Raw genomic sequence first — 22812 nt, forward strand, 5'->3', positions numbered from 1 at the left:
GTTATGCAGCACCCCGATGTATTCGCAGCCAATGCTGCGAGTGGATGACCTTTTACAAAAACAAAAAAACAGGAACATCTCCATGAAAACAGCCAACCAGCGGCTCTGCCCGTTGCCGGTTTCCAGCATCGCCTGCGCGATTAGCGCAACGGTACTGTTGGGCCTTTCAACGCCATCGCAAGCCTTCCAGATCGACACCGGCAATCCCGATCTTTCGGCGACCTGGGATAACACGATCAAGTACAGCAATGCGTGGCGGGTGAACAAGCTCGATAGCAAGGTTGCGGCCGGCCCTGGCACTTCCAACAGCAATCCCAACCTGGACGATGGCGACCGAAATTTCAGTCGAGGCCTCATCTCCAATCGTCTGGATGTCTTGTCCGAATTAGACATCAAATACAAGGACGTCGGGGCCCGCCTCAGCGCAGCGTCCTGGTACGACAACGTCTACAGCCATGACAATGATAACAACTCACCGGCCACCGCCAACTCCGTGAGCGTCGATCACGATCAGTTCACCAGTGACACTCGTCGCGTCCATGAAACGAGTACTGAAATCCTCGATGCCTTCGTCTATGGCTCGAAGGAAATCGGCAGTACCTCGTTGTCCGGGCGGTTGGGGCAGTTCACGCAAATCTACGGTGAAAGCCTGTTCTTTGGTGCCAACGGTATTGCCAATGCGCAGTCCACGGTTGATCTCGTAAAGCTGCAATCGGTGCCGGGGTCTCAGTTTAAAGAGATTCTGATGCCGACCAAGCAGGTGTCCGGTAACTGGCAGTTGAGCGATACGGTCAGTGTCGGTGCCTATTACCAATTTGAGTGGAATAAAACTCGTCTTCCTGCAGCAGGAAGCTATTTCAGCGGCGCGGATTTCGTCGGCGAGGGGGGCGAACGGGTATTTTTTCCTACTGGCCCGCTACTTCACGGCAAGGACATCGATGCCAAGGACTCAGGCCAATTTGGCGCTCAGGTGAAATTCGCTATCGAGGACTGGGAGTTCGGTTTATACGCCGCGAAGTATCACGAAAAAACCCCTGTATTTTACTTCCGGCCGGCTGCGCTTGTCCCCGGTGCAGATGACACGTTCATCAACGTTTATCCCGAGGATATCAAGGTGTTCGGGGCGAGTTTCAGCACCTTGGTCGGCGAAGCTAATATAGCCGGCGAAACGTCTATTCGCGTCGACACCCCATTGGCGGGAGTCGGCGGAACAATCATTACCGGACTGGATTCTGATAATGATTCCAACCCGGCGTACCCGATTGGCCGGTCGTGGCATGCCCAAGTGTCGATGGTCAATGTCTACGGCGGATCAGCACTCTGGGACGGCGCTTCTTTGATCGGTGAGCTTGCGTTTAACCGCCGGCTGAGTGTGACCAAAAATGCCGATCAGCTGGATCCCAACACAACGCGCGACGCCTTCGCGCTGCGGTTCACCTTTGAGCCTCAGTACTTCCAAGTCTTCCCCGGGGTCGACATTCAAGCGCCAGTCACCATCGGCTACAACCCATCCGGGCGTTCTTCAGTCACACCTCAGGCATTTGGCCCTGAGCACGGCGGGGATCTGACGCTAGGTCTCAAGGCGGATTACAAGAAGCAATGGTATGCCTCTCTGAGCTACACCAATTTCTTTGGTGAGGCAGGCCCGGTCATCAACTCATCCAACTCATACACCTTCCAGCAAAACATGAAAGACAGAGATTTCGTGGCGTTTTCGATCCAGCGAACCTTTTAAGCAAAATAAAGGCGGGCCCTGATAATGACAAAAATTAAACTGCTGCTGCTTTCCACCCTGTCTATCTCAATGTTTGCCAGCACCGCATTTGCGGCAGTGAGCCCTGAAGAGGCGGCGAAGCTAAAGACCACATTGACCCCAATGGGCGCCGAAAAAGCAGGCAATGCTGAAGGCTCCATTCCCGCCTGGACAGGCGGGTTGACGAAAGAAGTGGCAGGGGCGAAGTTGGGCGATATGCCGGCGGATCCATTCCCAGGCGAGAAGCCGGTGCTGCAAATTACCGCCAAGAACGCTGCACAGTACGCGGACAAGTTGAGTGAAGGCACGAAAGCCTTGCTGGCGAAATATCCCGACACCTTCCATCTGGATATTTACCCGACTCACCGTACAGCCGCGGCACCTGACAGCGTTTATCAAAACACCTTCGCCAATGCGACCCGTTGTAAGACGACCAGCAACGGAATGTCGGTGGAGGGGTGCTTTGGCGGCATTCCATTCCCGATCCCTAAAACCGGCAACGAAGTCATCTGGAATTTCCTGCTTCGGGTAGAAGCGGAATCCATTCAGATGGGGTATGCCAACGTCATTGGCAATGCTGACGGAACTCGAACGCTGGCCAGCCGTGGCGTCGAGAACTGGCAGTACCCGTATTACTACAAGGACGGCGCCGCCGATAAATGGTCGGGGCAATACGCGCTGCTGCGTTTCTTGACCAACGAACCACCGTTCAAAGCCGGCGAGTCGTTAGTTACACACGACAGCATCAACGCCCAAGAACCACGTGAAGCCTGGCAATACCTGGTTGGCCAGCGTCGCGTGCGTCGTGCCCCGACCGTGGGTTACGACACGCCAGACTTCGTGGCTTCCGGTGCTAACTACTTCGATGAGGTGCATGGCTTCATCGGTCACCCGGATCGCTATGACTGGAAGCTGGTCGGCAAGAAAGAGTTGTACATCCCATACAACGACAACAAATTCAACGCAGAAAAACGAGACGACGCCTTCGTGGCTAACCACCTCAATCCAGACAAAGTGCGGTGGGAACTCCATCGTGTCTGGGAGCTTGAGGCCACTGTTGCACCGGGCAAGCGCCATGCAGTGCCTAAACGCAAATTCTTCATCGATGAAGACAGTTGGACGGTCTCGCTGGTGGATGGTTACGACGCCGAAGGCAAACTGTGGCGTGTGTCCCAGGTGCTTCCATTCGTGGTGCCTTCCATACCGGCGGTGGTGGTGAAACCGGTTGTGATCTACAACCTGCAAGCCAAGACGTACAGCGTCGTACAGAGTCTGAACGGCGAAACCTATAGCGTCATATCACGCAAACCCGAGAACTTCTTTACCGGTAATTCGGTAGCGTCTGGGTCGGTGCGCTGAGCCTCGCAACAACTTTTTCAAACTTGTGTTCCATGGACGCGGTGTCACTGGCGCGGCGTCCACTGAACCGCATCATCGAGGCTCGCAAATGCGTAATCAAACACCAGGATTTATCGTTGGTCATCCGCTCAAGGCACTGCTGTTGAGCGCGTCGTTCGTGGCGGTGTTCCTGTGCACTTCAGCATCCGCACAAACCGATGGTTTGCCAATGCAACCATCGATCATCAGTTCAATGGCAGCCCAATCAGTCATGCTCAGCGTTGCGCGGGCCGGGCATCGCTTGGTAGCTGTCGGCGAACGTGGGTTCATCATTGTCTCCGATGACAATGGTACTAGCTGGTCGCAAGTCGGTTCCCCCGTCAGCGTGACGCTGGTCAAGGTTAGGTTCATCGACGATGTCGAAGGATGGGCCGTCGGACATGCCGGGATCGTCTTACACACCCGGGATGGCGGACTGAGCTGGAACAAGCAGTTGGATGGCGTCCAGGCGGCCGAAATCGAGTTACAGGAAGCCAAGCAGGCCACTGGAGGCTCCGACGACGCTGAAAAGGCGCAGGAGCGTTTAGCTCAAGCACAGCAACTCGTGGACGATGGCCCCGACAAGCCGCTGCTTGATCTTCTCTTCCTGGACGCCAAAAACGGACTGGTGGTGGGCGCTTACGGTCTGGCGTTTGTCACCCATGATGGCGGGTTTAGCTGGCAATCGATCCGTTCCCGTATCGATAACCCAAACGGATTGCATCTCTACAGCATCGAACGGGTGGGTGGGGATCTCTTCATCGCCGGCGAACAGGGCACTCTGTTGCGCTCAAGTGACGATGGGAAAACCTTCGAGCCGCTGGCGTCACCTTACGAGGGCACGACCTTCGGGCTACAGGCGACAAACAGCAGTTCCATTTTGGCATTTGGGCTTCGCGGAAAAGCGTTTGAGTCCAAGGATCGCGGCGATACCTGGCAGCCCCTCGACACCTTGCAGCCCGTCACATTGACCAGTGGATTGCGTCTTGCCGATGGATCGATGCTGCTCTCCGATGAGTCGGGAAGGGTGTTGCGCTTCGCGAATGGCGATAGCAAAGCGGCTGTCCTTCAGATTGCTCAACCCAGTTATTTCACAGGCATGGCGCAAGCTGCGAACGGCAACCTGATCATCAGTAGTGCACGCGGCATGCTGTCGTCCGCAGTTGCAGTGGACTCGCCGGAGCACGATCAATGAATAGCTATACACGTTCTGCGCAGCATCACACTATCCCTCAGCCGGATGCTTTCGACCCGTCCTCTGGCACCTTGGTTGAACGGCTTCTGTTCAATCATCGCAGCATCATTTTGGGCATTTGCGTATTGCTCAGTCTGATACTTGGCTACCAGGCATTGAGTTTGAAACTTAATGCCGCCTTCGAAAAAATGATCCCGACAGATCACCCTTATGTGCAGAACTACCTGAAAAACCGGGGCCAGTTGGGGGAGGGTGGAAACACCTTGAGGATTGCGATAGAGGCCAAACAGGGCAGCATTTTTGATGCTGCCTACCTTGAGACGGTCAAGAAAATCAACGATGAGGTATTTCTACTTCCCGGCGTCGACCGCTCATATATGAAGTCCCTGTGGACTCCGGCGACCCGTTGGATCGGCGTGACTGAGGAGGGGTTCGATGGTGGGCCAGTCATACCTGACGATTACGATGGTTCTGCCAAGAGTCTTGATCAGGTTCGTCAGAACGTTGATCGGTCGGGCGAAGTAGGTCGGCTCGTAGCCTCCAATTTCAAATCCAGCATCGTACTGTTGCCTCTTCAGGACACTACGTCGGACGACGGCAAACCTCTGGACTACAACGCGCTTTCCGGCCAGCTCGAACAGATCCGGGCCAAGTACGAAACCGACAACATCAAAATCCACATCACTGGCTTTGCCAAAGTGGTGGGCGATCTGATTGACGGCATGCGGCAGATGCAGCTGTTCTTCGCTGCGACATTGGTAATTTGCGGCATCGTGCTGTTCTGGTACACCCGTTGCGTACGCAGCACATTGTTGGTGTTGCTATGCTCGATTATCGCGGTTGTCTGGTTACTGGGATTACTGCCCACCTTGGGGTTTGATCTCGATCCATACTCGATCCTCGTCCCGTTCCTGGTGTTTGCGATTGGGTTGAGTCATGGCGCCCAGAAAATGAACGGCATCATGCAGGACATCGGGCGTGGAGCCGACAAGCTCGTGGCGGCACGCTTCACCTTTCGCCGGTTGTTTCTGACCGGGCTGATGGCATTGGTGGCTGACGCCGTAGGTTTCGCTGTGCTGATGATCATCAAGATTCCGGTCATCCAGGATCTGGCTATCGCCGCGACGATCGGCGTGCTGACGTTGATTTTCACCAACCTGATTCTGCTACCGATTCTGTTGTCGTACACCGGGGTCAGCAAAGCAGCTGCACAACGAGAAGCGGCGAACGACAAGTTCTCTCAGTTGGATGCGCATCATACCCGCCATCCATTTTGGGCATTTCTGGATAGATTTACTGAACGTAAATGGGCGAGCGGAGCAATCATCGTCGCCGTGATTCTAGGCGTCGCAGGCTTTGCGGTGAGCCTTCATGTGAAGATCGGCGATCTGAATCCCGGTGCACCGGAATTGCGTCCTGAATCGCGTTACAACAGCGATAACCGCTTCATGGTCAGTAACTTTTCCGCCAGTAGCGACAAGTATGTAGTGATGGTGAAAACGCCCCAATACTACTGCGCCAATTACCAGACCCTGGTGTCAGTCGATGCGCTGGAAGCGCAGCTTCAGCAGTTGCCGGGTGTTGTGTCCACGACGTCTTTAGCGGCACTGAGTAAGCAGGCGGCGGCCGGCATGAATGAAGGCAGCATGAGCTGGTACGAGATACCCCGTAACCAGGGACTGTTGAACGCGATTATCACCCGCGCCCCGCGAGAACTGTTCAACCAGAATTGCGATCTGCTGACGGTGTATGTCTATCTGAAGGATCACAAGGCGGACACGCTCACCAGCGTGGTTCAGACAGTCGAACAGTTCGCGGCGACCCATAACTCGGATCAGATCCAGTTCCTCAATGCGGCGGGCAATGCCGGCATCGAAGCGGCCACCAATATCGTGGTGAAGCGTTCGAACGTGCAGATGCTGTTCATGGTGTACGCGGCTGTCATCGCGCTGTGCTTCATTACGTTCAGATCCTGGCGTGCGGTCGTGTGCACGGTGCTGCCGCTGATGCTGACCTCCATTTTGTGCGAAGCCTTGATGGTCGGGCTTAACATCGGCGTCAAGGTCGCGACGCTGCCCGTGATCGCATTGGGGGTGGGTATTGGTGTGGACTACGCGTTGTACATCCTCAGCGTAACACTCACCAATTTGCGAAATGGCAGAAGCCTGTCAGAGGCTTACTACCTTGCGTTGCTGTCTACCGGGAAGGTCGTGGTGATGACAGGTATTACACTGGGCATTGCAGTGCTCACCTGGGTGCTGTCACCTATCAAGTTCCAAGCTGACATGGGCATCTTGCTCGGGTTCATGTTCATCTGGAACATGGTGGGCGCGCTGGTACTGGTTCCGGCACTGGCGCACTTTCTGCTCAAGCCAAAATCTTTTCCTGTAACAGCGTAATTTCCAAGCACGAGTGCGGATTCAGTAACGCTGAATCCGCTTTTCGTGGTGCAACTCAAACACAATGGCTTGATTAATTGAATGATCAAATATGCAGCAAACCTCACCTTGCTCTTCACCGAATGGTCTTTCGAGGATCGATTTAGCGCCGCGCGGGACGCAGGCTTTGAAGCCGTTGAGTTCAGTTTTCCACGAGACATGGCGGCAGCAAAAATAGCCGAACAGTTACGTCGCACAGGCCTTCAACAGGTACTGGCAACAATGCCATTGCAACCTGGCAGTAAGGGGCTGGCTGCTCAGTCTGGAAAGGCTGGGGACTTCCGTAAGGATTTTAACCTGGGACTCGAATATGCCGTGGAAGGAGGCAGTCCACTGCTTCACGTGTTATCCGGTGTGGTCGAGCAGACAAATTACGCTGCATCGAGTGGGCAATTTGTCGACAACATGAACTGGGCCATCGAGGAGGCCGCCCGTCATGACGTAAAGGTTGTGATTGAAGCCATCAATCAAATTTCAGTGCCTGGGTATTTTATTCGAACACTGGCGGGAGCCGTCGGTTGGACGCAAAGATTAGAAGGGCTAGGCCTGATTCTGGATCTTTATCATGCTGCGATGGAACGGCTGGATCCTCTTACTTGCCTCGATCTCTATCTTCCTCAATCCGTCTATTTACAGATCGCCGGATACCCAGGACGGCACGAGCCTAATATAGGTAATTTGAACCTACCTAGAGTTCTTGATTCGATAAATGCACATTCTTATACAGGCTGGGTTGGGTGTGAGTATCAGCCTGCTATTGGCACACTCGAAGGTATGAGCTGGCTTGATCGTTGTTTTGCGATTGAAGAAGGAACTGAGTCGCACAGTGATTTGATTCAGTGAGCGTCATCTCATGGTGAAAGGTCGAGCGCGGCAAAGCCTAAGGAGGGCCTAAGGAAATCCAGAGAGGGCTATCAAGAGAAATATCCTCAATGTGATATCGGCATGCTTGCATGCTAGCATTTATGTGATGCATCATCACAGCGCATAAAAATAATAGATCGTATGAGAGCTGCGCGGTTTCTGATCCTATTTAGCTGTATCAGCAAGGATTGTCTCACTCGCGAGACAACGGACTCGGCTAGCCACTCCTCACAAATTGTGTGAGTGGATCGTCTCTTCATGCGTTTCAGAGAGAACCTAAAGCGCTCCCATTGCGCCGTACAAGGTGTCTACAGATGACGTCTCACAAAGCTCGCTGCTTCACGACATTGATCAAGTCCTTACTGCATATTCCTCAGGGCGGAACGCTGAACCAGCATTGCATTGCCTCAGCAGTTCGCAATACCGCTCCAGCGTTCTACCCCCGTGGACTCCGGGGAATATTTGCCTAGCCAGGCCTGCTACTTCTCTCTGCTCCAGCTCACCTAAACCAGAAGGTATCTACGCAGCTGCTGTTAATCCGGCTGCATGGTGGATTCTTATATTAGTACGGAGATATACGTGAAAATCGGTGTTCCTCTCGAAACCCTGACGGGTGAAACACGGGTCGCTGCAACCCCGGAAACGATCAAGAAGCTGATAGGCCTGGGTCATAAGGTCACTGTACAAAGCGGCGCCGGCATTAAAGCCAGTGTTGTTGACAGTGCCTATGAAGCGGCAGGCGCAACCATTGGCAGCGCCAACGATGCGTTTGGTGCCGAGCTGATTCTCAAGGTAGTCGCTCCCAGCGATAGCGAGCTGACGCTGATTAAAAGCGGCACCGTTGTGGTCGGCATGCTCAACCCGTTCAGCAATGAAACCATTGCCAAGCTGGCCGAGTGCGGTATTACCGCGTTCGCGCTGGAAGCTGCGTCACGCACCTCCCGTGCGCAGAGCCTGGATGTGCTGTCCTCCCAAGCGAACATTGCCGGCTATAAAGCCGTGCTGTTGGCCGCTCACTACTATCCACGCTTCATGCCGATGCTGATGACCGCTGCCGGTACCGTGAAAGCCGCTCGCGTGCTGATCCTCGGTGCCGGTGTGGCCGGTTTGCAGGCCATTGCCACGGCCAAGCGCCTGGGTGCAGTGATCGAAGCCTCGGACGTACGCCCTGCGGTGAAGGAGCAGATCGAATCCCTCGGCGCCAAGTTCGTCGACGTGCCCTACGAGACCGATGAAGAGCGTGAATGCGCCGTCGGTGTCGGCGGTTACGCGCGACCCATGCCGGCCAGCTGGATGCAGCGTCAGGCCCTGGCCGTGCACGAACGCGCCAAACAGGCCGACATCGTCATCACCACCGCCCTGATCCCGGGCCGCAAGGCTCCGACACTGTTGAGCGCCGAAACCGTGGCGCAGATGAAGCCTGGCTCGGTGGTCATTGACCTCGCGGCAGCCCAAGGCGGCAACTGCCCGCTGACCGTGGCTGATCAGGTGGTCGTCGAGAGTGGCGTGACCATTTGCGGCCCGACCAACCTGGCCGGCACAGTCGCGGCAGACGCTTCGGCCCTGTACGCCCGCAACCTGCTGGACTTCCTGAAGCTGGTCTTCAACAAAGAAGGCCAGTTCGAAGTGAACCTCGAAGACGACATCGTCGCCGCGTGCCTGATGTGCCGCGACGGCCAAGTCATCCGCAAAAACGCCTAAGCAAGGATTCTGACTATGGAAGAGCTTATCTCCCCCGGTATCAACAACCTGATCATCTTCGTGCTGGCGATTTATGTCGGTTATCACGTGGTCTGGAACGTTACACCTGCACTGCACACGCCATTGATGGCCGTGACCAACGCCATCTCGGCGATCGTCATCGTCGGCGCCATGCTGGCTGCGGCGCTGACCGTCACGCCACTGGGCAAAACAATGGGCACCCTCGCGGTCGCCCTGGCAGCCGTCAACGTGTTTGGCGGCTTCCTGGTGACCCGGCGGATGCTGGAAATGTTCAAGAAGAAAGCGGCTTCAGCAAAAGCGCCGGCAGCCAAGGCCGCCGCAGTCAACGCTGAGGTGCAGCAAGCATGAGCATGAACCTGGTTACTTCCCTGTATTTGATCGCCTCGGTCTGCTTCATCCAGGCGCTCAAGGGCCTTTCGCACCCCACCACGTCGCGTCGCGGCAACCTGTTCGGCATGCTCGGCATGGGCCTGGCGATTCTCACCACGGTCGGCCTGATCTACAAGTTGGGTGCCGAACTTGCCCACGACGGTATCGTCTACGTGATCGTCGGCCTGCTGATCGGCGGCACCGCCGGTTCGATCATGGCCAAACGTGTTGAAATGACCAAGATGCCCGAACTGGTCGCCTTCATGCACAGTATGATCGGCCTGGCCGCGGTGTTCATCGCCATTGCGGCGGTCGTCGAGCCGCAGTCGCTGGGTATCGTTGCGCAACTGGGTAACGCGATCCCGGCCGGTAACCGCCTGGAACTGTTCCTCGGTGCCGCCATTGGTGCGATCACCTTCTCCGGTTCGGTCATCGCCTTCGGCAAGCTGTCGGGCAAGTACAAGTTCCGCCTGTTCCAGGGCGCACCGGTACAGTTCACCGGCCAACACAAACTGAACCTGTTGCTGGGCGTGGCCACACTGGCGCTGGGCATCACCTTCATGCTGACCGGCGACCTCAACGCCTTCGCCTTGATGCTGGCCCTGGCCTTCGTCATGGGTATGCTGATCATCATCCCGATCGGTGGCGCGGACATGCCGGTGGTGGTGTCGATGCTTAACAGCTACTCCGGCTGGGCGGCGGCAGGTATCGGCTTCTCGCTAAACAACTCGATGCTCATCATCGCGGGTTCGCTGGTGGGCTCAAGCGGTGCGATCCTCTCGTACATTATGTGCAAGGCGATGAACCGTTCGTTCTTCAACGTACTGCTCGGTGGTTTCGGCAACACGGCGGACGCGGCCGGCCCTGCTGGCTCGAAAGAAGCCCGCCCGGTGAAATCCGGTTCAGCTGACGACGCGACCTTCCTGCTGACCAACGCCGACACTGTGATCATCGTTCCGGGCTACGGCCTGGCCGTGGCACGGGCGCAGCACGCGCTGAAAGAACTGACCGAGAAACTGACCCATCGCGGCGTGACGGTGAAGTATGCGATCCACCCGGTTGCCGGTCGCATGCCTGGCCACATGAACGTGTTGCTGGCGGAGGCAGAAGTGCCTTACGACCAAGTGTTCGAGATGGAAGACATCAACTCCGAGTTCGGTCAGGCCGACGTGGTTTTGGTGCTTGGCGCCAACGATGTGGTCAACCCGGCCGCGAAGAATGACCCGAAATCGCCGATTGCCGGCATGCCGATTCTCGAAGCGTTCAAAGCCAAAACCATCATCGTCAACAAGCGCTCGATGGCCAGCGGCTATGCCGGTCTGGACAACGAACTGTTCTACCTCGACAAAACCATGATGGTCTTCGGCGACGCCAAGAAAGTCATCGAAGACATGGTTAAGGCGGTCGATTAAATCTATTGGCTAGGGATGGCCATCTATCTACTGCTCGCGCGCAAAAAAAGCGCGCGGCGGCCGAAACCTTCAGTGTTCAGGTCGTGTGCTCTAGTAGTTGTGAAAAACAATAGCTTCTTCAGACTCGTAAGCGAGCATGAGAAAATAATGAAAATAAAATCTCTTCAGTTGAGCATTATGTTCTACGCAGGATCCGCCATTCTCTCAGTAGTGGCTGCATTAGTGCTTTATGCGCTGATCTCTGGAGAGAAAACCCAGAACTGGGTTGGTGAGAAAACTAGAGAGATTTTGGGGCTTGAAGTTAAAGAGCACTTGCTAGGCCTTTCAAAGTATCAAGTTAGCCAAATTCAGAGGCAGTTAGATCAGCCAATTGAGGTTGCAAAAAATCTTGCAAGGGCCAATGTTCTGGCTGTATCCAAGCCTAGCGGTGATCGTGATGCAGAAGGAAAGTTGCTCAGTGATCTTGCTCTTGATGCACTCGTTCAAAACCCGCAGCTAGTGACCACCTACATAGCTTGGGAACCAAAAGGTATTTTTCAGCCAAATGCTAATAGTGGATTGAGCGAGCAAGAGCGTTTCTTGCCCTTGTGGTCTCGCGCGGAAGCCGGGAAATATAATCTTTCAAAGCTGTATTCTATGGAGAGTGAGGCGTTTCTGCCCACGGGCGTAAGAGAGGGTGAGTTTTATTTGTGCCCAAAGGAAAGTCGCTCTGCCTGTGCAACCGACCCGGTAATTTATACAATTAACGGAAAGTCGGTGCAATTGACTGCGTTTACCGCTCCAATCCTTATAAAGGATAAATTTAAAGGCATTGCTGGTGCATCGTTAGATCTGGAGTTCGTCCAAAAAATCCTTGAAAAAGCAAATCGTGAGTTGTATGGAGGGGTTGGTGAAATGGCCCTAATTTCCGGCAACGGCCGTTTCGTAGCTTACACAGCAGAGGCAAGTAAAGTAGGGAAATCTGCCAGCGAAACTTTTGGAGCAGAACTGGTTAGCTCATTTTCAAAGCTAAGCACTACAGATGAGAATTATAGCCTTGATAAAAGAGGAATGATTCAACTTGCACTTCGTTTTACCGTAGCTAACACCGCTACGAAATGGACGCTTTTGGTTCGGCTCCCAGAAGATGTCGTTTTCAAAAGCGTTAGCGATTTGAAAGGTCTCTTGGAGCAGCACTACGTTTCTGAAGCACGCTCGATGGGATTAGTCGGCTTGCTGGTGAGTGGCTTCGGAATTCTGATTGTTGGATTCGTGGCCCGTGGAATCGTTCGTCCACTTCAAAGCATGCTTGCGATGATAAAAAATATCGCTAAAGGGGAGGGGGATCTAACTCAACGGCTGAGTAGTTCGCGTGCGGACGAGTTAGGGCTTATTGCTCAAGAGTTTAATGTCTTTTTAGAGCAGTTGCAGAGCTTAATTATTAAGGTCATACGCTCAACTAGGATGATTGCTGACACAACTTCCGACGGTGCCGCTATAGCTGCGCAAACACATCAAGGGATGCTGAGTCAACAGAGTGATGTTGAGCAGATTGCAACAGCAATTAACGAGATGACCGCATCCTCGCAGGATGTCGCAGCAAATGCCATGAATGCTGCAAAAGCAGCGGGGCGTGCAGAACAAGCGGTAGGCGATGGAAAAGTTGCGATGGAGGATGCCGTCGCCGCTATTAACGCTCTCGCTATACGCATGGAGGACTCTGTTAAGACGGTGAAAGTACTCGAAGAAAGCAGCAATGATATAGGGGCTGTTGTGACTGCTATCCGTACTATCGCCGAACAAACCAATTTGCTTGCACTCAACGCTGCCATTGAAGCCGCACGAGCGGGTGATCACGGTCGTGGTTTCGCTGTTGTGGCTGATGAAGTTAGAAGCCTGGCGCAAAAAACCCAGCTTGCGACCGAGGAGGTTAGATTACTCATCGAGCGTTTGCAGGGTGGCAGTCAGTCGGTTACCCATTCAATGCTTGAAAGTCATACCCACACTCAATCATGTTTACAGCAAGCGCAGGTGGCCGCGCATTATTTCTTGGGCATCACGGCGTCCGTAAACATCATCAATGAGATGAATAATCAAATTGCTGCAGCAGCAGAGCAGCAAAGCCAGGTAGCTGAAGAGATCAATTACACGATAACTGGGATGGGGCAAATTACAGATCAAGTCGCCACAGCAGCTAAGAAGGCGTTGGAGTCAGGTTCAACCCTGCGTTCACTCTCCGAACAACAGTGCGACTTGGTTGCTCAATTCAGGGTTTGATTCGTCATTGCCCTCATTGCCCTCATTGCCCTCATTGCGGATGCTGACGGCTATTTTGTGCAATTCTAGTCCCCTGTGAGTTTCCAAAAAGGTTTCGACAACCGTGTGCCAGGCTCCGTCTGGCACGCTAGAACAGGGGCCGATTAAGTGTACGTCTCGCCATTTCAGATCCCCGTTGAACGTGATGTACACCACCCCGATGCCGTCGAGATGCTTGGGCTCGATTACCTCTCAGGATGTGCGCGGTTACGGCAATCTTGAGGCGGTTGAGCTGATAGACGAGGCTCGTCGCAAGGTAAGGTGAGACAAGGGGTGAGCGGTGAATTCATTCAAGAAAAAACACTTGCATGCTAGTATTTAAGTGGGCAAGATGATTCCAACAACAAAAAAATGGTGCAGCATGAAAATGTCTCCCGCAGCCCTGTTTTCCACTCCTGTCTTTCGCTCTGTTGGCCCTTTAGGGCTCAATCCCAAGAGCTCGACTTTCCACTGTTTGCTACCCCCCTGATATGCCTTTCAGAAGCACTCAGCGATGCGCATCTCCTTGCGAATCACCTAGCTGATCAACCCGAACATAAGTCAAATCCATTACATCTGCCGGTGGCGGGTGTCTCCGTGCACGCTCTCCTAATAAGGATAAAACCATGAGCAAAATGCAAGCTGCTCGACTTCACGAAGTCGGCCCAACCTTCACAATTGACCAGATTGACATTCCGTCCTGTGGCCCGACAGACGTCCTTGTTGAGGTGAAGGCCTGCAATGTCGTTCCAAACCTACGCAACGTCACTGCCCATTATCCAACCTGGTTTCCATACCTGCCTTTGCCGAAGCTTCCGGCCATCTATGGCCTGGATGCTGCTGGTGTAGTCAAATCAGTCGGTAGTCAGGTGCACAACGTCAAACCTGGGGACAGGGTTTATGTAAATCCGGGGCGTGGCTGTGGCTCTTGTCATTCGTGTCTACGTGGGCAGCATTTGAATTGCACCGCGTTCACGTTCCAAGGCTATTTTGGTTTTGGGCCAGGATCTCAACGAGTCTTCGAGGACTATCCATATGGTGGATTCTGCGAATACATGACTGTGCCTGTTAATAGCTTGGTCAAACTTCCTGAGGCTATTAGCTTTGAGCAGGGTTGCCGATTTGGCTACCTGGGCACTGCTTATTCCGCTCTTCGTAAGGCGAATGTCGGTGCTGGTCAAACCGTTTTGATCAGCGGTGCTTCAGGCACGCTGGGGCTTGGCGCGGTCATGCTTGCGCTCGCAATGGGCGCAACGAAAGTACTCGCCATGGCACGTAACCCTCAACTGCTGGAACGCGTCCGCCAGCTTGATCCCACTCGTGTCCACATACACTCAATAGGTGAAGAGTCCATCGAATCTTGGGTGCATGGGCATACCGATGATTTAGGGGCAGATGTATTTATCGACGCTATCGGGCCGGGTGCGCCGCATCAAATCAGCGTCGCTGGTATCCAGGCATTGCGTCGTGGTGGCCGGATGGTCGACATCGGTGGGATGTCGGAAGACCTTCCAGTGCCAATGTTCAAGCTAATGTGCTACCAGATCAGCGTAATTGGTTCGTTGTGGTTTTCTGTGGCGGAAGGTCAGGACATGGCTGAAATGGCGGCTGCTGGAACATTGGATCTAACGGTTTTTGATCAGGAAGTTTTCCCGCTGTCTCGTGTCAACGAGGCACTGGATGCGTTGGAAGATCGAAAGGGCGGTTTTACCAACGTCGTTGTCACTCCAGGGCACTAAAACTTTTCGGCGCCACGATTCAGTGGCGCCTCTTCTAAAGAAAGGCTGATCAACATGACTATCAGACGTCTAGTGACTGGAACTGTCGATGGCCGCTCAGTGATCCTGAGTGATGGAGCAGTACCTCGTCATCATCAATACCAGAGCATCCCAGGTTTTTCCACGGCGTTAGTATGGGCAACTTCCCCATCGAGTTCACATTTGGAAGCGGTTGATGATCCGATCACACCAGCTTCTTCTTATGTCCCTGCACCGGGTGAATCGCGTCTGTTGATCGTGACGTTCCCCCCAGACTCGGTATTTATGTCTGAGGATTTTGACCCGGCGGCCGCCTATGCAGAGCAACAGAAACAGCTGACAGGTTTGGTTGAGCATTTTGACCCTGAGAACCCCGGTATGCATACCACACCTACCATCGACTACGGCATTGTGCTCGAAGGCACTGTTTGGTTGGAGTTAGATGGTGGTGTTGTCGAAAAACTTGAGAAACATAACGTGATTATCCAACAGGGTAATGTTCATGCTTGGCGAAATCGCAGCGAACAACCAGCCACACTTGCCTTCATTCTAATCGGGTCTCGGCGAGACTGACTTAAAGAGCCAGCTTCTTCCGAAGAATCCACATAAAGAAAACAAAAATGAGATTGCTTATGAAAGCTCATGCTAGCGTGTGCCTGCTAATCGCTGCTGCCTCTTATATGGAGGTGGGTTTTGCTACTGAGAATGGCGACACTACGTGGCCGCTAGGGGTGCAAACCGTTGTTCCTGCTCTGATGCCTCCGCCTGGAGTTACCGAGTTCTATAGCTATACCGTGTATTATCACGCTGATAGCTTTAAGGATAATTCCGGAAAGTCGGTGGTGCCAAACTTCAAATTGGAAAACTTCGTTCAGGCGTTGAGGCTGGTTCATACTTGGGATTATCAGACTGACTCTGGGGTGCAATTTTCTAGCGGTATTATTGCTTCTGGCGGGCATATAAAAGTTAAGGCGGGCGGGCAGTCGGACGAGAAAACAGGAATGCGGCAAGCTTACATTACGCCGCTCAATGTTCTCTACTCACCTACGCCTGAACTGCATCTGTTAGGTGGTTTAAGCGTATTTGCGCCGCTGGGTGGCTATGATAAAGATGAACTGGCGAATACAACGCCTAACTACCTGACGTATATGTCAGAGTTTGCGCTAACATGGTTTCCACACCCTAACTGGGAGGTGTCGCTCGCACCAACGTACTCATTCAATCAGCGAAACAGAGACACAGACTATCGCTCGGGTGAAGTTTTTAATGTGGATTACATGGTTGGATATCGGTTTGAGTCTATGCCGAAGCTACAGCTGGGGCTCGCGGGTTACTACACCAAGCAAACCACAGATGACGACATCAATGGTGACCGAGTACCTGGAGGGAACCGCCTGGAAAAGTTTGCCGTAGGCCCTCAGCTGTTTTACTCCTTCGACCAAGCAACCGGTGTCGTATTGAAATGGTTGCATGAGACGAATGTTAAGAATGGCCCAATGGGCGACTCGATTTGGCTGGAAGCTGCTCTACCACTTTGAGTGATAATGACCGTCACTGCCCTCAGGCGGTGGCGGTCATTTCAATATTCTCAGGCGCTTGTAAGGCTTCGACGACGTGCCGTGAGACACTTTCTATATGTTTCATCGCGGCAATTTTAGAAATTTCACTATTGCGTGTCGTCAGCGCAGCAATAATTTCATCATGCTCATCTGTAACATCGTGCAGGTGGGCACCAAAACCGCAGCTTTGGACGATAAAAAAGTCGGAAAGCTCGAAGTTGGCCATTTGGCGTGTCGATACGATCGGTGATCGTGCCATAGCATGTAGAAGCCTATGAAAATCTACATTAAGGCGGCGGTAGCTATCTGATGCATCGCTGTGCGTAGGATTAATCTGCGCGATTTTCTCATTAAGCTCCTTCATCCTGGCAACCTCGGCAGGTGTTCCCCGCTCTGCTGCCAGACTGGCGATAAGCCCCTCTGTGTTCGCGAACATCTTATAAAAATCCGCTACCTCGTCGGCACTGGGCTGAACGACTTGGCAACCTACCTGCGCGATGATCTGCACAAAACCCCGCTCCTGGAGGCTGTTCAGCGCAGTCATGATGGGTTGCCGGCTTACCCCCGTAGACTCACTTATTTCTTTGACAAAGATTTTTTCGCCGAAGAGATACCGCCGGGTCAAAAGGCGTTGGAGAATTTCCTGATAGATCGCGACTTTCTTATTAGACGTATTCATAGGTCTTCGGAATATGTGGTGGTTTTTCGCCGAAACGGACTTCAGACGAGTCACTTTAGTAGGCAGAGCATTGATCTACAAGGATGAATTAGTCTTGAAGCATGACTGCAGAATTGACCAGTTGGCTACATAGAGATTGACATCTTGCATGCTAGCATGTGTTGCCAGTTTGCGACAGCATTGAGCTGGATGGTTTTGCTATCGGGTCGAGGCTATGCAGAAACCGTAGGTCGGAATGCAGAGTGAGTTGAGATCACTGCTGAAAATGCACTTGCATGCTAGCATGTGAGAGTGCATGATGATTTCACCAACAACAAAAGCGTACGCATAACGACGTGCTTCACTCCTAGGCCATGCCTGGGAATGGCAGGCCGCTGCAGCCAGCAAGCGCCGCATTGAATCCGAAGCCGTCGTTAATGTGCCCCGGGAGTGTTTTCACACCGCTCTCCAGCGCAGAACAAGGTGTATGGGTATGAGTGTTCTTTTGCATTGTCTGTCGCACACCCCTTTGGTCGGCCTGGTCGATCCAGCTCCTGCAGTGCTTGCAGAGATCGACGCCGATGTCGCTGCGGCCCGAGACCGAATCGCGCAGTTTGACCCAGAGCTGGTCATCCTCTTTGCCCCAGACCACTACAACGGTTTCTTCTACGACGTGATGCCATCTTTCTGCATCGGCACCGCCGCTGAAGCAGTAGGTGATTTCGGGTCTGTTGCTGGCACCCTCACGGTACCTATGGACTTGGCTGAGCAGTGCGCCAGTGCTGTTCTGGATTCAGGAATCGACGCTGCTGTGTCCTACCGGATGCAAGTCGACCATGGTTTTGCCCAACCTCTCGAGCTTCTGCTAGGGGGGCTAGATCGCTGCCCTGTCATTCCGATATTCATCAATTGTCTTGCTAAGCCCATGCCGAACTTCAAGCGTGTTCGGCTAATGGGCGAAGCGGTTGGTCGGTTCGCGTTGAGCTTGAACAAACGAGTATTGCTACTGGGCTCTGGCGGGCTATCCCATCAACCTCCCGTACCTGAGTTGGCTACGGCGAACCCGCGCATGAAAGATCGGCTGCTGGGTAGTGGGCGCAACTTGCCGCCAGACGAGCGTGAGGCTCGGACGCAGCGAGTGATCGAAGCCGCGTATCGATTTGTTGAGGATCAAAATTCCCTCCATCCATTAAACCCGGAATGGGATCAATACTTTCTCGACACCCTTGAGGCCGGGCGCATCGAGGAACTGGATGCGCTAGTGAATGACGAGCTATCGGCAGTTGCGGGCAAATCGACGCATGAGGTCAAAGCCTGGGTAGCTGCTTTTGGAGCGCTTTCAAGTTATGGGCGCTACCAAACAACTAATCGTTATTACCGAGAGATCCCGGAGTGGATTGCAGGCTTTGGTGCGCTTAGCGCTCACCCGACCAATCGCTGAACTACGTGTTGTAGCTCACGGAACCGGACTTTCATCAACGGGATTTTCCTGTCTTCTAATTAAATGAAGGAATACGAGATGACATCTACCAGCCAGACTTTTACCGAAGCCAACACCAGCAAGCTCGTTCGAATTAAAGAGGGCGATCTCGAATTTCAATTGCACTACAACGACGCAGGTGAGGGGAATGAGACCGTCATCATGCTTCACGGCTCGGGGCCGGGTGCCAGTGGCTGGGCCAACTTCAACCGGAACATCGACACCTTTGTCGATGCAGGTTATCGCGTCATCCTTATGGACTGCCCCGGCTGGAGTAAAAGCGATCCGGTCGTGTGCACGGGTTCACGCTCACACTTGAATGCGGTCGCTTTGAAGGGCTTCGTTAATGCGCTAGGGCTGGATCGCGTCCACCTCGTAGGTAACTCCATGGGTGGCCACACCGCTGTGGCCTTCGCATTGGACAACCCTGAGCGGGTAGGGAAGTTGGTCTTGATGGGTGGTGGTACCGGCGGGGCCAGTTCTTTTGTGCCAATGCCAACTGAAGGCATCAAACTGATCCAGGGCGTTTATCGCGAGCCAAACATTGAAAACCTCAAAAAGATGATGAAGGTTTTCGTCTATGACAGCAGCGCTCTGACCGATGAGCTTTTCCAGGGGCGTCTGGACAATATGCTGAGCCAGCGCGAACACCTGGAAAACTTCGTCAAAAGTATCGATGCCAACCCTAAGCAGTTCCCTGACTTCGGGCATCGGCTCTCAGAGATCAAGGCGCAGACGTTGGTTATCTGGGGGCGCAACGATCGCTTCGTGCCGATGGACACTGGTCTGCGGTTGATCGCTGGCATTCCAAACTCCGAGCTGCATGTTTTCAACGCTTGCGGACACTGGGCTCAGTGGGAGCATGCCGACAAATTCAATCGAATGGTGCTTGATTTCCTAACCCACTGATCGGGCTCCTGGCGCCGGCGGACTTCGGTTCCTCCCACTCCGGCGTTAGGCATGCCCGATACCCTCCAGGCAGGGTTTCGGGCTGAGCTTGTGCAGCGTGCAACTTTAGAGGTGAGTTATGAGTGTGACACAACAGACCTTGGAACAACTGGCCGGAGCCTTGCGCCAGGCCCAGATTAGCGGTGAGCCGATCGAGCCATTGCGCGACCGGATCGGTGAAGACAATGCCCAGGCTGCTTACAGCATCCAGCGCCTAAATGTCGCTCACGCGTGCGCCGAGGGACGACGAGTAGTCGGCAGGAAGATCGGCCTGACAAATAAGAAGGTTCAACAGCAACTAGGGGTAGACCAGCCCGATTTCGGCACTCTGTTTGCTGATATGTGTTTCGGCGACAACGAGACAGTCCCGGTCAAAAGTATTTTGCAGCCAAAGATCGAAGCTGAGATTGCTCTAATTTTGGAGTCAGATTTGCCTCGCATCGATACCAGTTTTGCCGATGTTATGGCTGCAACTGGTTGGGTGGTTCCAGCGTTGGAGGTGGTGGGTAGCCGCGTGCAGGGTTGGAACATTCGGTTTGTCGATACCGTTGCTGACAATGCATCCAGTGGATGCTTTGTACTGGGTGGGCCGGCTCGCCGCTTGGATGGCGTCGATTTGCGCGAAGCGACGATGCAGATGACCCGGAATGGTGAAGAGGTTTCCGCTGGTAGTGGAGCTCAATGCCTAGGGCACCCGCTCAACGCCGCGGTCTGGTTGGCGCGCACCATGGCTAGCTTGGGTGAACCGCTCAAAGCGGGAGACATAATTTTGACCGGGGCACTGGGGCCAATGGCGCCAGTTGCGGCAGGCGATCGCTTCGAAGCAACTATTAGTGGAATAGGCACAGTTGCGGTGGAGTTCAGTGCCGAGTGATCGGTCAGTTGCGAGCACACAGAGAATAAAACCATGAAAAAATTAAAAGTCGCAATCATTGGCCCAGGTAATATCGGCACTGACCTGATGATTAAGATCATGCGCAATTCCAAACACTTGGAAATGGGCGCGATGGTCGGTATCGATCCAAACTCTGACGGTTTGGCTCGAGCCGCTCGCCTAGGTATTGCGATTACTCATGAAGGTGTAGAAGGGCTGACGAAGCTGCCGATTTTTTCAGAAATCGATTTCGTATTCGATGCGACCAGTGCAGGTGCCCACGTAAAAAATGATGCCTTTCTTCGCAGTGTCAAACCAGGCATTCGTTTGATTGACCTGACACCAGCGGCAATTGGCCCGTACTGCATTCCCGTAGTGAATCTTGAGGCCAACCTGAAGGCCTTAAATGTCAATATGGTCACCTGCGGTGGCCAGGCGACGATACCAATGGTGGCGGCAGTATCGCGCGTGGCGAAAGTCCATTACGCAGAAATCATCGCATCTATCGCTAGTAAATCAGCGGGCCCTGGCACTCGTGCGAACATTGATGAATTTACCGAAACCACCTCTAAAGCAATTGAGGTCGTTGGTGGCGCTGCTCGTGGTAAGGCGATCATTGTGATGAATCCTGCTGAGCCGCCTTTGATGATGCGAGATACCGTATTTGTTCTGTCCGAAGCGGTTGATCAGGCACAAGTCGAAGCGTCTGTCGAGGAAATGGCTGCGGCGGTAAATGCCTATGTGCCTGGGTACCGTTTGAAGCAAAAAGTTCAGTTTGACGTTATTCCTGAAAATGCTCCGCTGAACATCCCTGGCCTTGGCAAATTCTCTGGTTTGAAAACCTCGATCTTTCTTGAAGTTGAAGGTGCCGCCCATTATTTGCCGGCGTATGCCGGCAATCTCGACATCATGACGTCTGCTGCGCTGGCTACTGCAGATCGCATGGCACAGTCGATGCTGAACGCTTGAGGAGAACCGTCATGACCATCGATTTGACAAAAAAACTCTACATCTCTGATGTGACCCTACGTGACGGTAGCCACGCTATCCGCCACCAGTACTCCATCCAAAATGTTCAGGACATTGCACGTGCGCTTGATCTTGCCAAGGTCGATTCGATCGAGGTTGCTCATGGTGATGGCCTTCAGGGCTCCAGCTTCAACTACGGATTTGCTGCGCATACAGACCTCGAGTGGATCGAGGCGGCGGCCGATGTGATCAAACACGCCAAGATCGCTACCCTGCTGCTGCCAGGTATCGGCACGGTGCATGATTTGAAGGCTGCTTATAATGCTGGGGCACGTGTAGTTCGGGTGGCGACACACTGCACGGAGGCAGACGTCTCTAAGCAGCATATTGAATATGCCCGCGAGCTGGGGATGGACACTGTGGGCTTTCTAATGATGAGCCACATGGTCGCGCCGGAGAAACTCGCCGAGCAAGCGAAGCTGATGGAAAGCTACGGCGCGACTTGCGTGTATATGGCTGACTCCGGTGGAGCCATGAACATGCAGGACATCCGTGATCGATTCCAAGCGTTCAAGGCTGTGCTTAAGCCTGAGACTCAGACTGGTATGCATGCACATCACAATCTGAGCCTCGGAGTTGCTAACTCCATCACTGCAGTAGAGGAAGGTTGTGATCGAATCGACGCCAGCTTAGCAGGCATGGGCGCAGGGGCAGGTAACGCGCCTCTTGAGGTTTTCATCGCGGCGGCAGAGCGACTCGGCTGGAATCATGGGACAGACCTCTACACCCTGATGGATGCTGCAGACGACATTGTGCGTCCACTGCAGGATCGACCTGTGCGCGTTGACCGTGAAACGCTCGCATTGGGTTATGCCGGTGTCTACTCGAGCTTTCTACGTCACTCCGAAATTGCAGCAGAAAAATACGGACTCAAAACCATCGATATCTTGGTCGAGCTTGGTAAGCGCCGAATGGTGGGTGGCCAAGAAGACATGATTGTCGATGTCGCGCTCGATCTTCTTAAACGATGAGTTTCTGGCCGCTTTTCACAGCGGCCATTCGATTCACCACATAGAACAATAACAATGGGTCAACACCATGAAAACGCTCCACGACTTTTTGGTGGGTGAGGATTCGCTCGTCCGCGATTTTCCTTGTAAAAA

At 53.6% G+C, this 22812-nt stretch carries 18 protein-coding genes; 17 read left to right on the forward strand and 1 reads right to left on the reverse strand.

The features are described 5' to 3' along the window. The first annotated feature begins 82 nt into the window (after positions 1–82). The 12 genes from AABM52_RS15195 to AABM52_RS15250 all read left to right on the forward strand — a co-directional run bounded on the left by AABM52_RS15195 (position 83) and on the right by AABM52_RS15250 (position 16699). Positions 83–1735 carry a DUF1302 domain-containing protein gene (locus AABM52_RS15195; protein ID WP_347906561.1) on the forward strand — a complete coding sequence of 551 codons (1653 nt, stop codon included), beginning with the start codon at positions 83–85 and terminating at the stop codon, positions 1733–1735. A gap of 24 nt (positions 1736–1759) precedes the next feature. Then, positions 1760–3112 carry a DUF1329 domain-containing protein gene (locus tag AABM52_RS15200; protein WP_347906563.1) on the forward strand — a complete coding sequence of 451 codons (1353 nt, stop codon included), beginning with the start codon at positions 1760–1762 and terminating at the stop codon, positions 3110–3112. Between the two features lie 88 nt (positions 3113–3200). Beyond that, entirely contained in the window at positions 3201–4325 is a 1125-nt protein-coding gene (locus AABM52_RS15205) for a YCF48-related protein (RefSeq protein ID WP_347906565.1), read from the forward strand. Then, entirely contained in the window at positions 4322–6724 is a 2403-nt protein-coding gene (locus tag AABM52_RS15210) for an MMPL family transporter (protein ID WP_347906567.1), read from the forward strand. The genes AABM52_RS15205 and AABM52_RS15210 overlap by 4 nt, the downstream gene beginning before the upstream one ends. Before the next feature lie 81 nt (positions 6725–6805). Then, the gene (locus AABM52_RS15215; RefSeq protein ID WP_347906568.1) at positions 6806–7606 is read left to right on the forward strand and encodes a TIM barrel protein; all 801 of its coding nucleotides are present in this window, start codon (positions 6806–6808) and stop codon (positions 7604–7606) included. A gap of 600 nt (positions 7607–8206) precedes the next feature. After that, complete coding sequence (locus tag AABM52_RS15220) at positions 8207–9328, forward strand: Re/Si-specific NAD(P)(+) transhydrogenase subunit alpha (RefSeq protein ID WP_347906569.1); 1122 nt, start codon at positions 8207–8209, stop codon at positions 9326–9328. 15 nt (positions 9329–9343) lie between these two features. After that, entirely contained in the window at positions 9344–9697 is a 354-nt protein-coding gene (locus tag AABM52_RS15225; protein ID WP_347906570.1) for an NAD(P) transhydrogenase subunit alpha, read from the forward strand. Beyond that, positions 9694–11130: an NAD(P)(+) transhydrogenase (Re/Si-specific) subunit beta gene (locus tag AABM52_RS15230; protein WP_347906571.1), complete on the forward strand. Its 1437-nt coding sequence runs from the start codon at positions 9694–9696 to the stop codon at positions 11128–11130. Before AABM52_RS15225 ends, AABM52_RS15230 begins: the two co-directional genes overlap by 4 nt. 147 nt (positions 11131–11277) lie before the next feature. After that, entirely contained in the window at positions 11278–13386 is a 2109-nt protein-coding gene (locus AABM52_RS15235; protein WP_347906572.1) for a methyl-accepting chemotaxis protein, read from the forward strand. Between the two features lie 644 nt (positions 13387–14030). Continuing rightward, positions 14031–15143, forward strand: a complete 1113-nt coding sequence (locus tag AABM52_RS15240; protein WP_347906573.1) for a zinc-binding dehydrogenase — start codon at positions 14031–14033, stop codon at positions 15141–15143. 54 nt (positions 15144–15197) lie between these two features. Continuing rightward, positions 15198–15734 carry a cupin domain-containing protein gene (locus tag AABM52_RS15245; protein WP_347906574.1) on the forward strand — a complete coding sequence of 179 codons (537 nt, stop codon included), beginning with the start codon at positions 15198–15200 and terminating at the stop codon, positions 15732–15734. 59 nt (positions 15735–15793) lie between these two features. Then, the gene (locus AABM52_RS15250; protein ID WP_347906575.1) at positions 15794–16699 is read left to right on the forward strand and encodes a transporter; all 906 of its coding nucleotides are present in this window, start codon (positions 15794–15796) and stop codon (positions 16697–16699) included. A gap of 22 nt (positions 16700–16721) precedes the next feature. Here AABM52_RS15250 and AABM52_RS15255 read toward each other — a convergent pair whose 3' ends face one another. Further along, positions 16722–17399, reverse strand: coding sequence for a GntR family transcriptional regulator (locus tag AABM52_RS15255; protein ID WP_347906576.1), 678 nt, complete (start codon positions 17397–17399; stop codon positions 16722–16724). Positions 17400–17871: 472 nt separating this feature from the next. On the opposite strand from AABM52_RS15255, the gene AABM52_RS15260 reads away from it, so the two are divergent. From AABM52_RS15260 to dmpG, 5 genes are all read left to right on the forward strand, one after another. Next, entirely contained in the window at positions 17872–18819 is a 948-nt protein-coding gene (locus AABM52_RS15260; RefSeq protein ID WP_347906577.1) for a 3-carboxyethylcatechol 2,3-dioxygenase, read from the forward strand. 78 nt (positions 18820–18897) lie between these two features. Continuing rightward, positions 18898–19767 (forward strand): alpha/beta fold hydrolase, encoded by an 870-nt coding sequence (locus AABM52_RS15265; RefSeq protein ID WP_347906578.1) that lies wholly within the window; start codon positions 18898–18900, stop codon positions 19765–19767. A gap of 118 nt (positions 19768–19885) precedes the next feature. Further along, positions 19886–20680, forward strand: a complete 795-nt coding sequence (gene mhpD, locus AABM52_RS15270; protein WP_347906579.1) for a 2-keto-4-pentenoate hydratase — start codon at positions 19886–19888, stop codon at positions 20678–20680. Between the two features lie 33 nt (positions 20681–20713). Continuing rightward, positions 20714–21649 (forward strand): acetaldehyde dehydrogenase (acetylating), encoded by a 936-nt coding sequence (locus tag AABM52_RS15275; RefSeq protein WP_347906580.1) that lies wholly within the window; start codon positions 20714–20716, stop codon positions 21647–21649. A gap of 11 nt (positions 21650–21660) precedes the next feature. Further along, positions 21661–22680, forward strand: a complete 1020-nt coding sequence (gene dmpG, locus AABM52_RS15280) for a 4-hydroxy-2-oxovalerate aldolase (protein WP_347906581.1) — start codon at positions 21661–21663, stop codon at positions 22678–22680. Positions 22681–22812 lie beyond the last annotated feature (132 nt).

The sequence above is a fragment of the Pseudomonas grandcourensis genome (genome assembly GCF_039909015.1).
In the GTDB taxonomy this organism is placed as follows: domain Bacteria; phylum Pseudomonadota; class Gammaproteobacteria; order Pseudomonadales; family Pseudomonadaceae; genus Aquipseudomonas; species Aquipseudomonas grandcourensis.

Coding starts and splice junctions, on each gene's coding strand:
- AABM52_RS15195 (WP_347906561.1), top strand. CDS start 83: ATGAAAACAGCCAACCAGCGGCTCTGCCCGTTGCCGGTTTCCAGCATC.
- AABM52_RS15200 (WP_347906563.1), top strand. CDS start 1,760: ATGACAAAAATTAAACTGCTGCTGCTTTCCACCCTGTCTATCTCAATG.
- AABM52_RS15205 (WP_347906565.1), top strand. CDS start 3,201: ATGCGTAATCAAACACCAGGATTTATCGTTGGTCATCCGCTCAAGGCA.
- AABM52_RS15210 (WP_347906567.1), top strand. CDS start 4,322: ATGAATAGCTATACACGTTCTGCGCAGCATCACACTATCCCTCAGCCG.
- AABM52_RS15215 (WP_347906568.1), top strand. CDS start 6,806: ATGATCAAATATGCAGCAAACCTCACCTTGCTCTTCACCGAATGGTCT.
- AABM52_RS15225 (WP_347906570.1), top strand. CDS start 9,344: ATGGAAGAGCTTATCTCCCCCGGTATCAACAACCTGATCATCTTCGTG.
- AABM52_RS15230 (WP_347906571.1), top strand. CDS start 9,694: ATGAGCATGAACCTGGTTACTTCCCTGTATTTGATCGCCTCGGTCTGC.
- AABM52_RS15235 (WP_347906572.1), top strand. CDS start 11,278: ATGAAAATAAAATCTCTTCAGTTGAGCATTATGTTCTACGCAGGATCC.
- AABM52_RS15240 (WP_347906573.1), top strand. CDS start 14,031: ATGAGCAAAATGCAAGCTGCTCGACTTCACGAAGTCGGCCCAACCTTC.
- AABM52_RS15245 (WP_347906574.1), top strand. CDS start 15,198: ATGACTATCAGACGTCTAGTGACTGGAACTGTCGATGGCCGCTCAGTG.
- AABM52_RS15250 (WP_347906575.1), top strand. CDS start 15,794: ATGAAAGCTCATGCTAGCGTGTGCCTGCTAATCGCTGCTGCCTCTTAT.
- AABM52_RS15255 (WP_347906576.1), bottom strand. CDS start 17,399: ATGAATACGTCTAATAAGAAAGTCGCGATCTATCAGGAAATTCTCCAA.
- AABM52_RS15260 (WP_347906577.1), top strand. CDS start 17,872: ATGAGTGTTCTTTTGCATTGTCTGTCGCACACCCCTTTGGTCGGCCTG.
- AABM52_RS15265 (WP_347906578.1), top strand. CDS start 18,898: ATGACATCTACCAGCCAGACTTTTACCGAAGCCAACACCAGCAAGCTC.
- mhpD (WP_347906579.1), top strand. CDS start 19,886: ATGAGTGTGACACAACAGACCTTGGAACAACTGGCCGGAGCCTTGCGC.
- AABM52_RS15275 (WP_347906580.1), top strand. CDS start 20,714: ATGAAAAAATTAAAAGTCGCAATCATTGGCCCAGGTAATATCGGCACT.
- dmpG (WP_347906581.1), top strand. CDS start 21,661: ATGACCATCGATTTGACAAAAAAACTCTACATCTCTGATGTGACCCTA.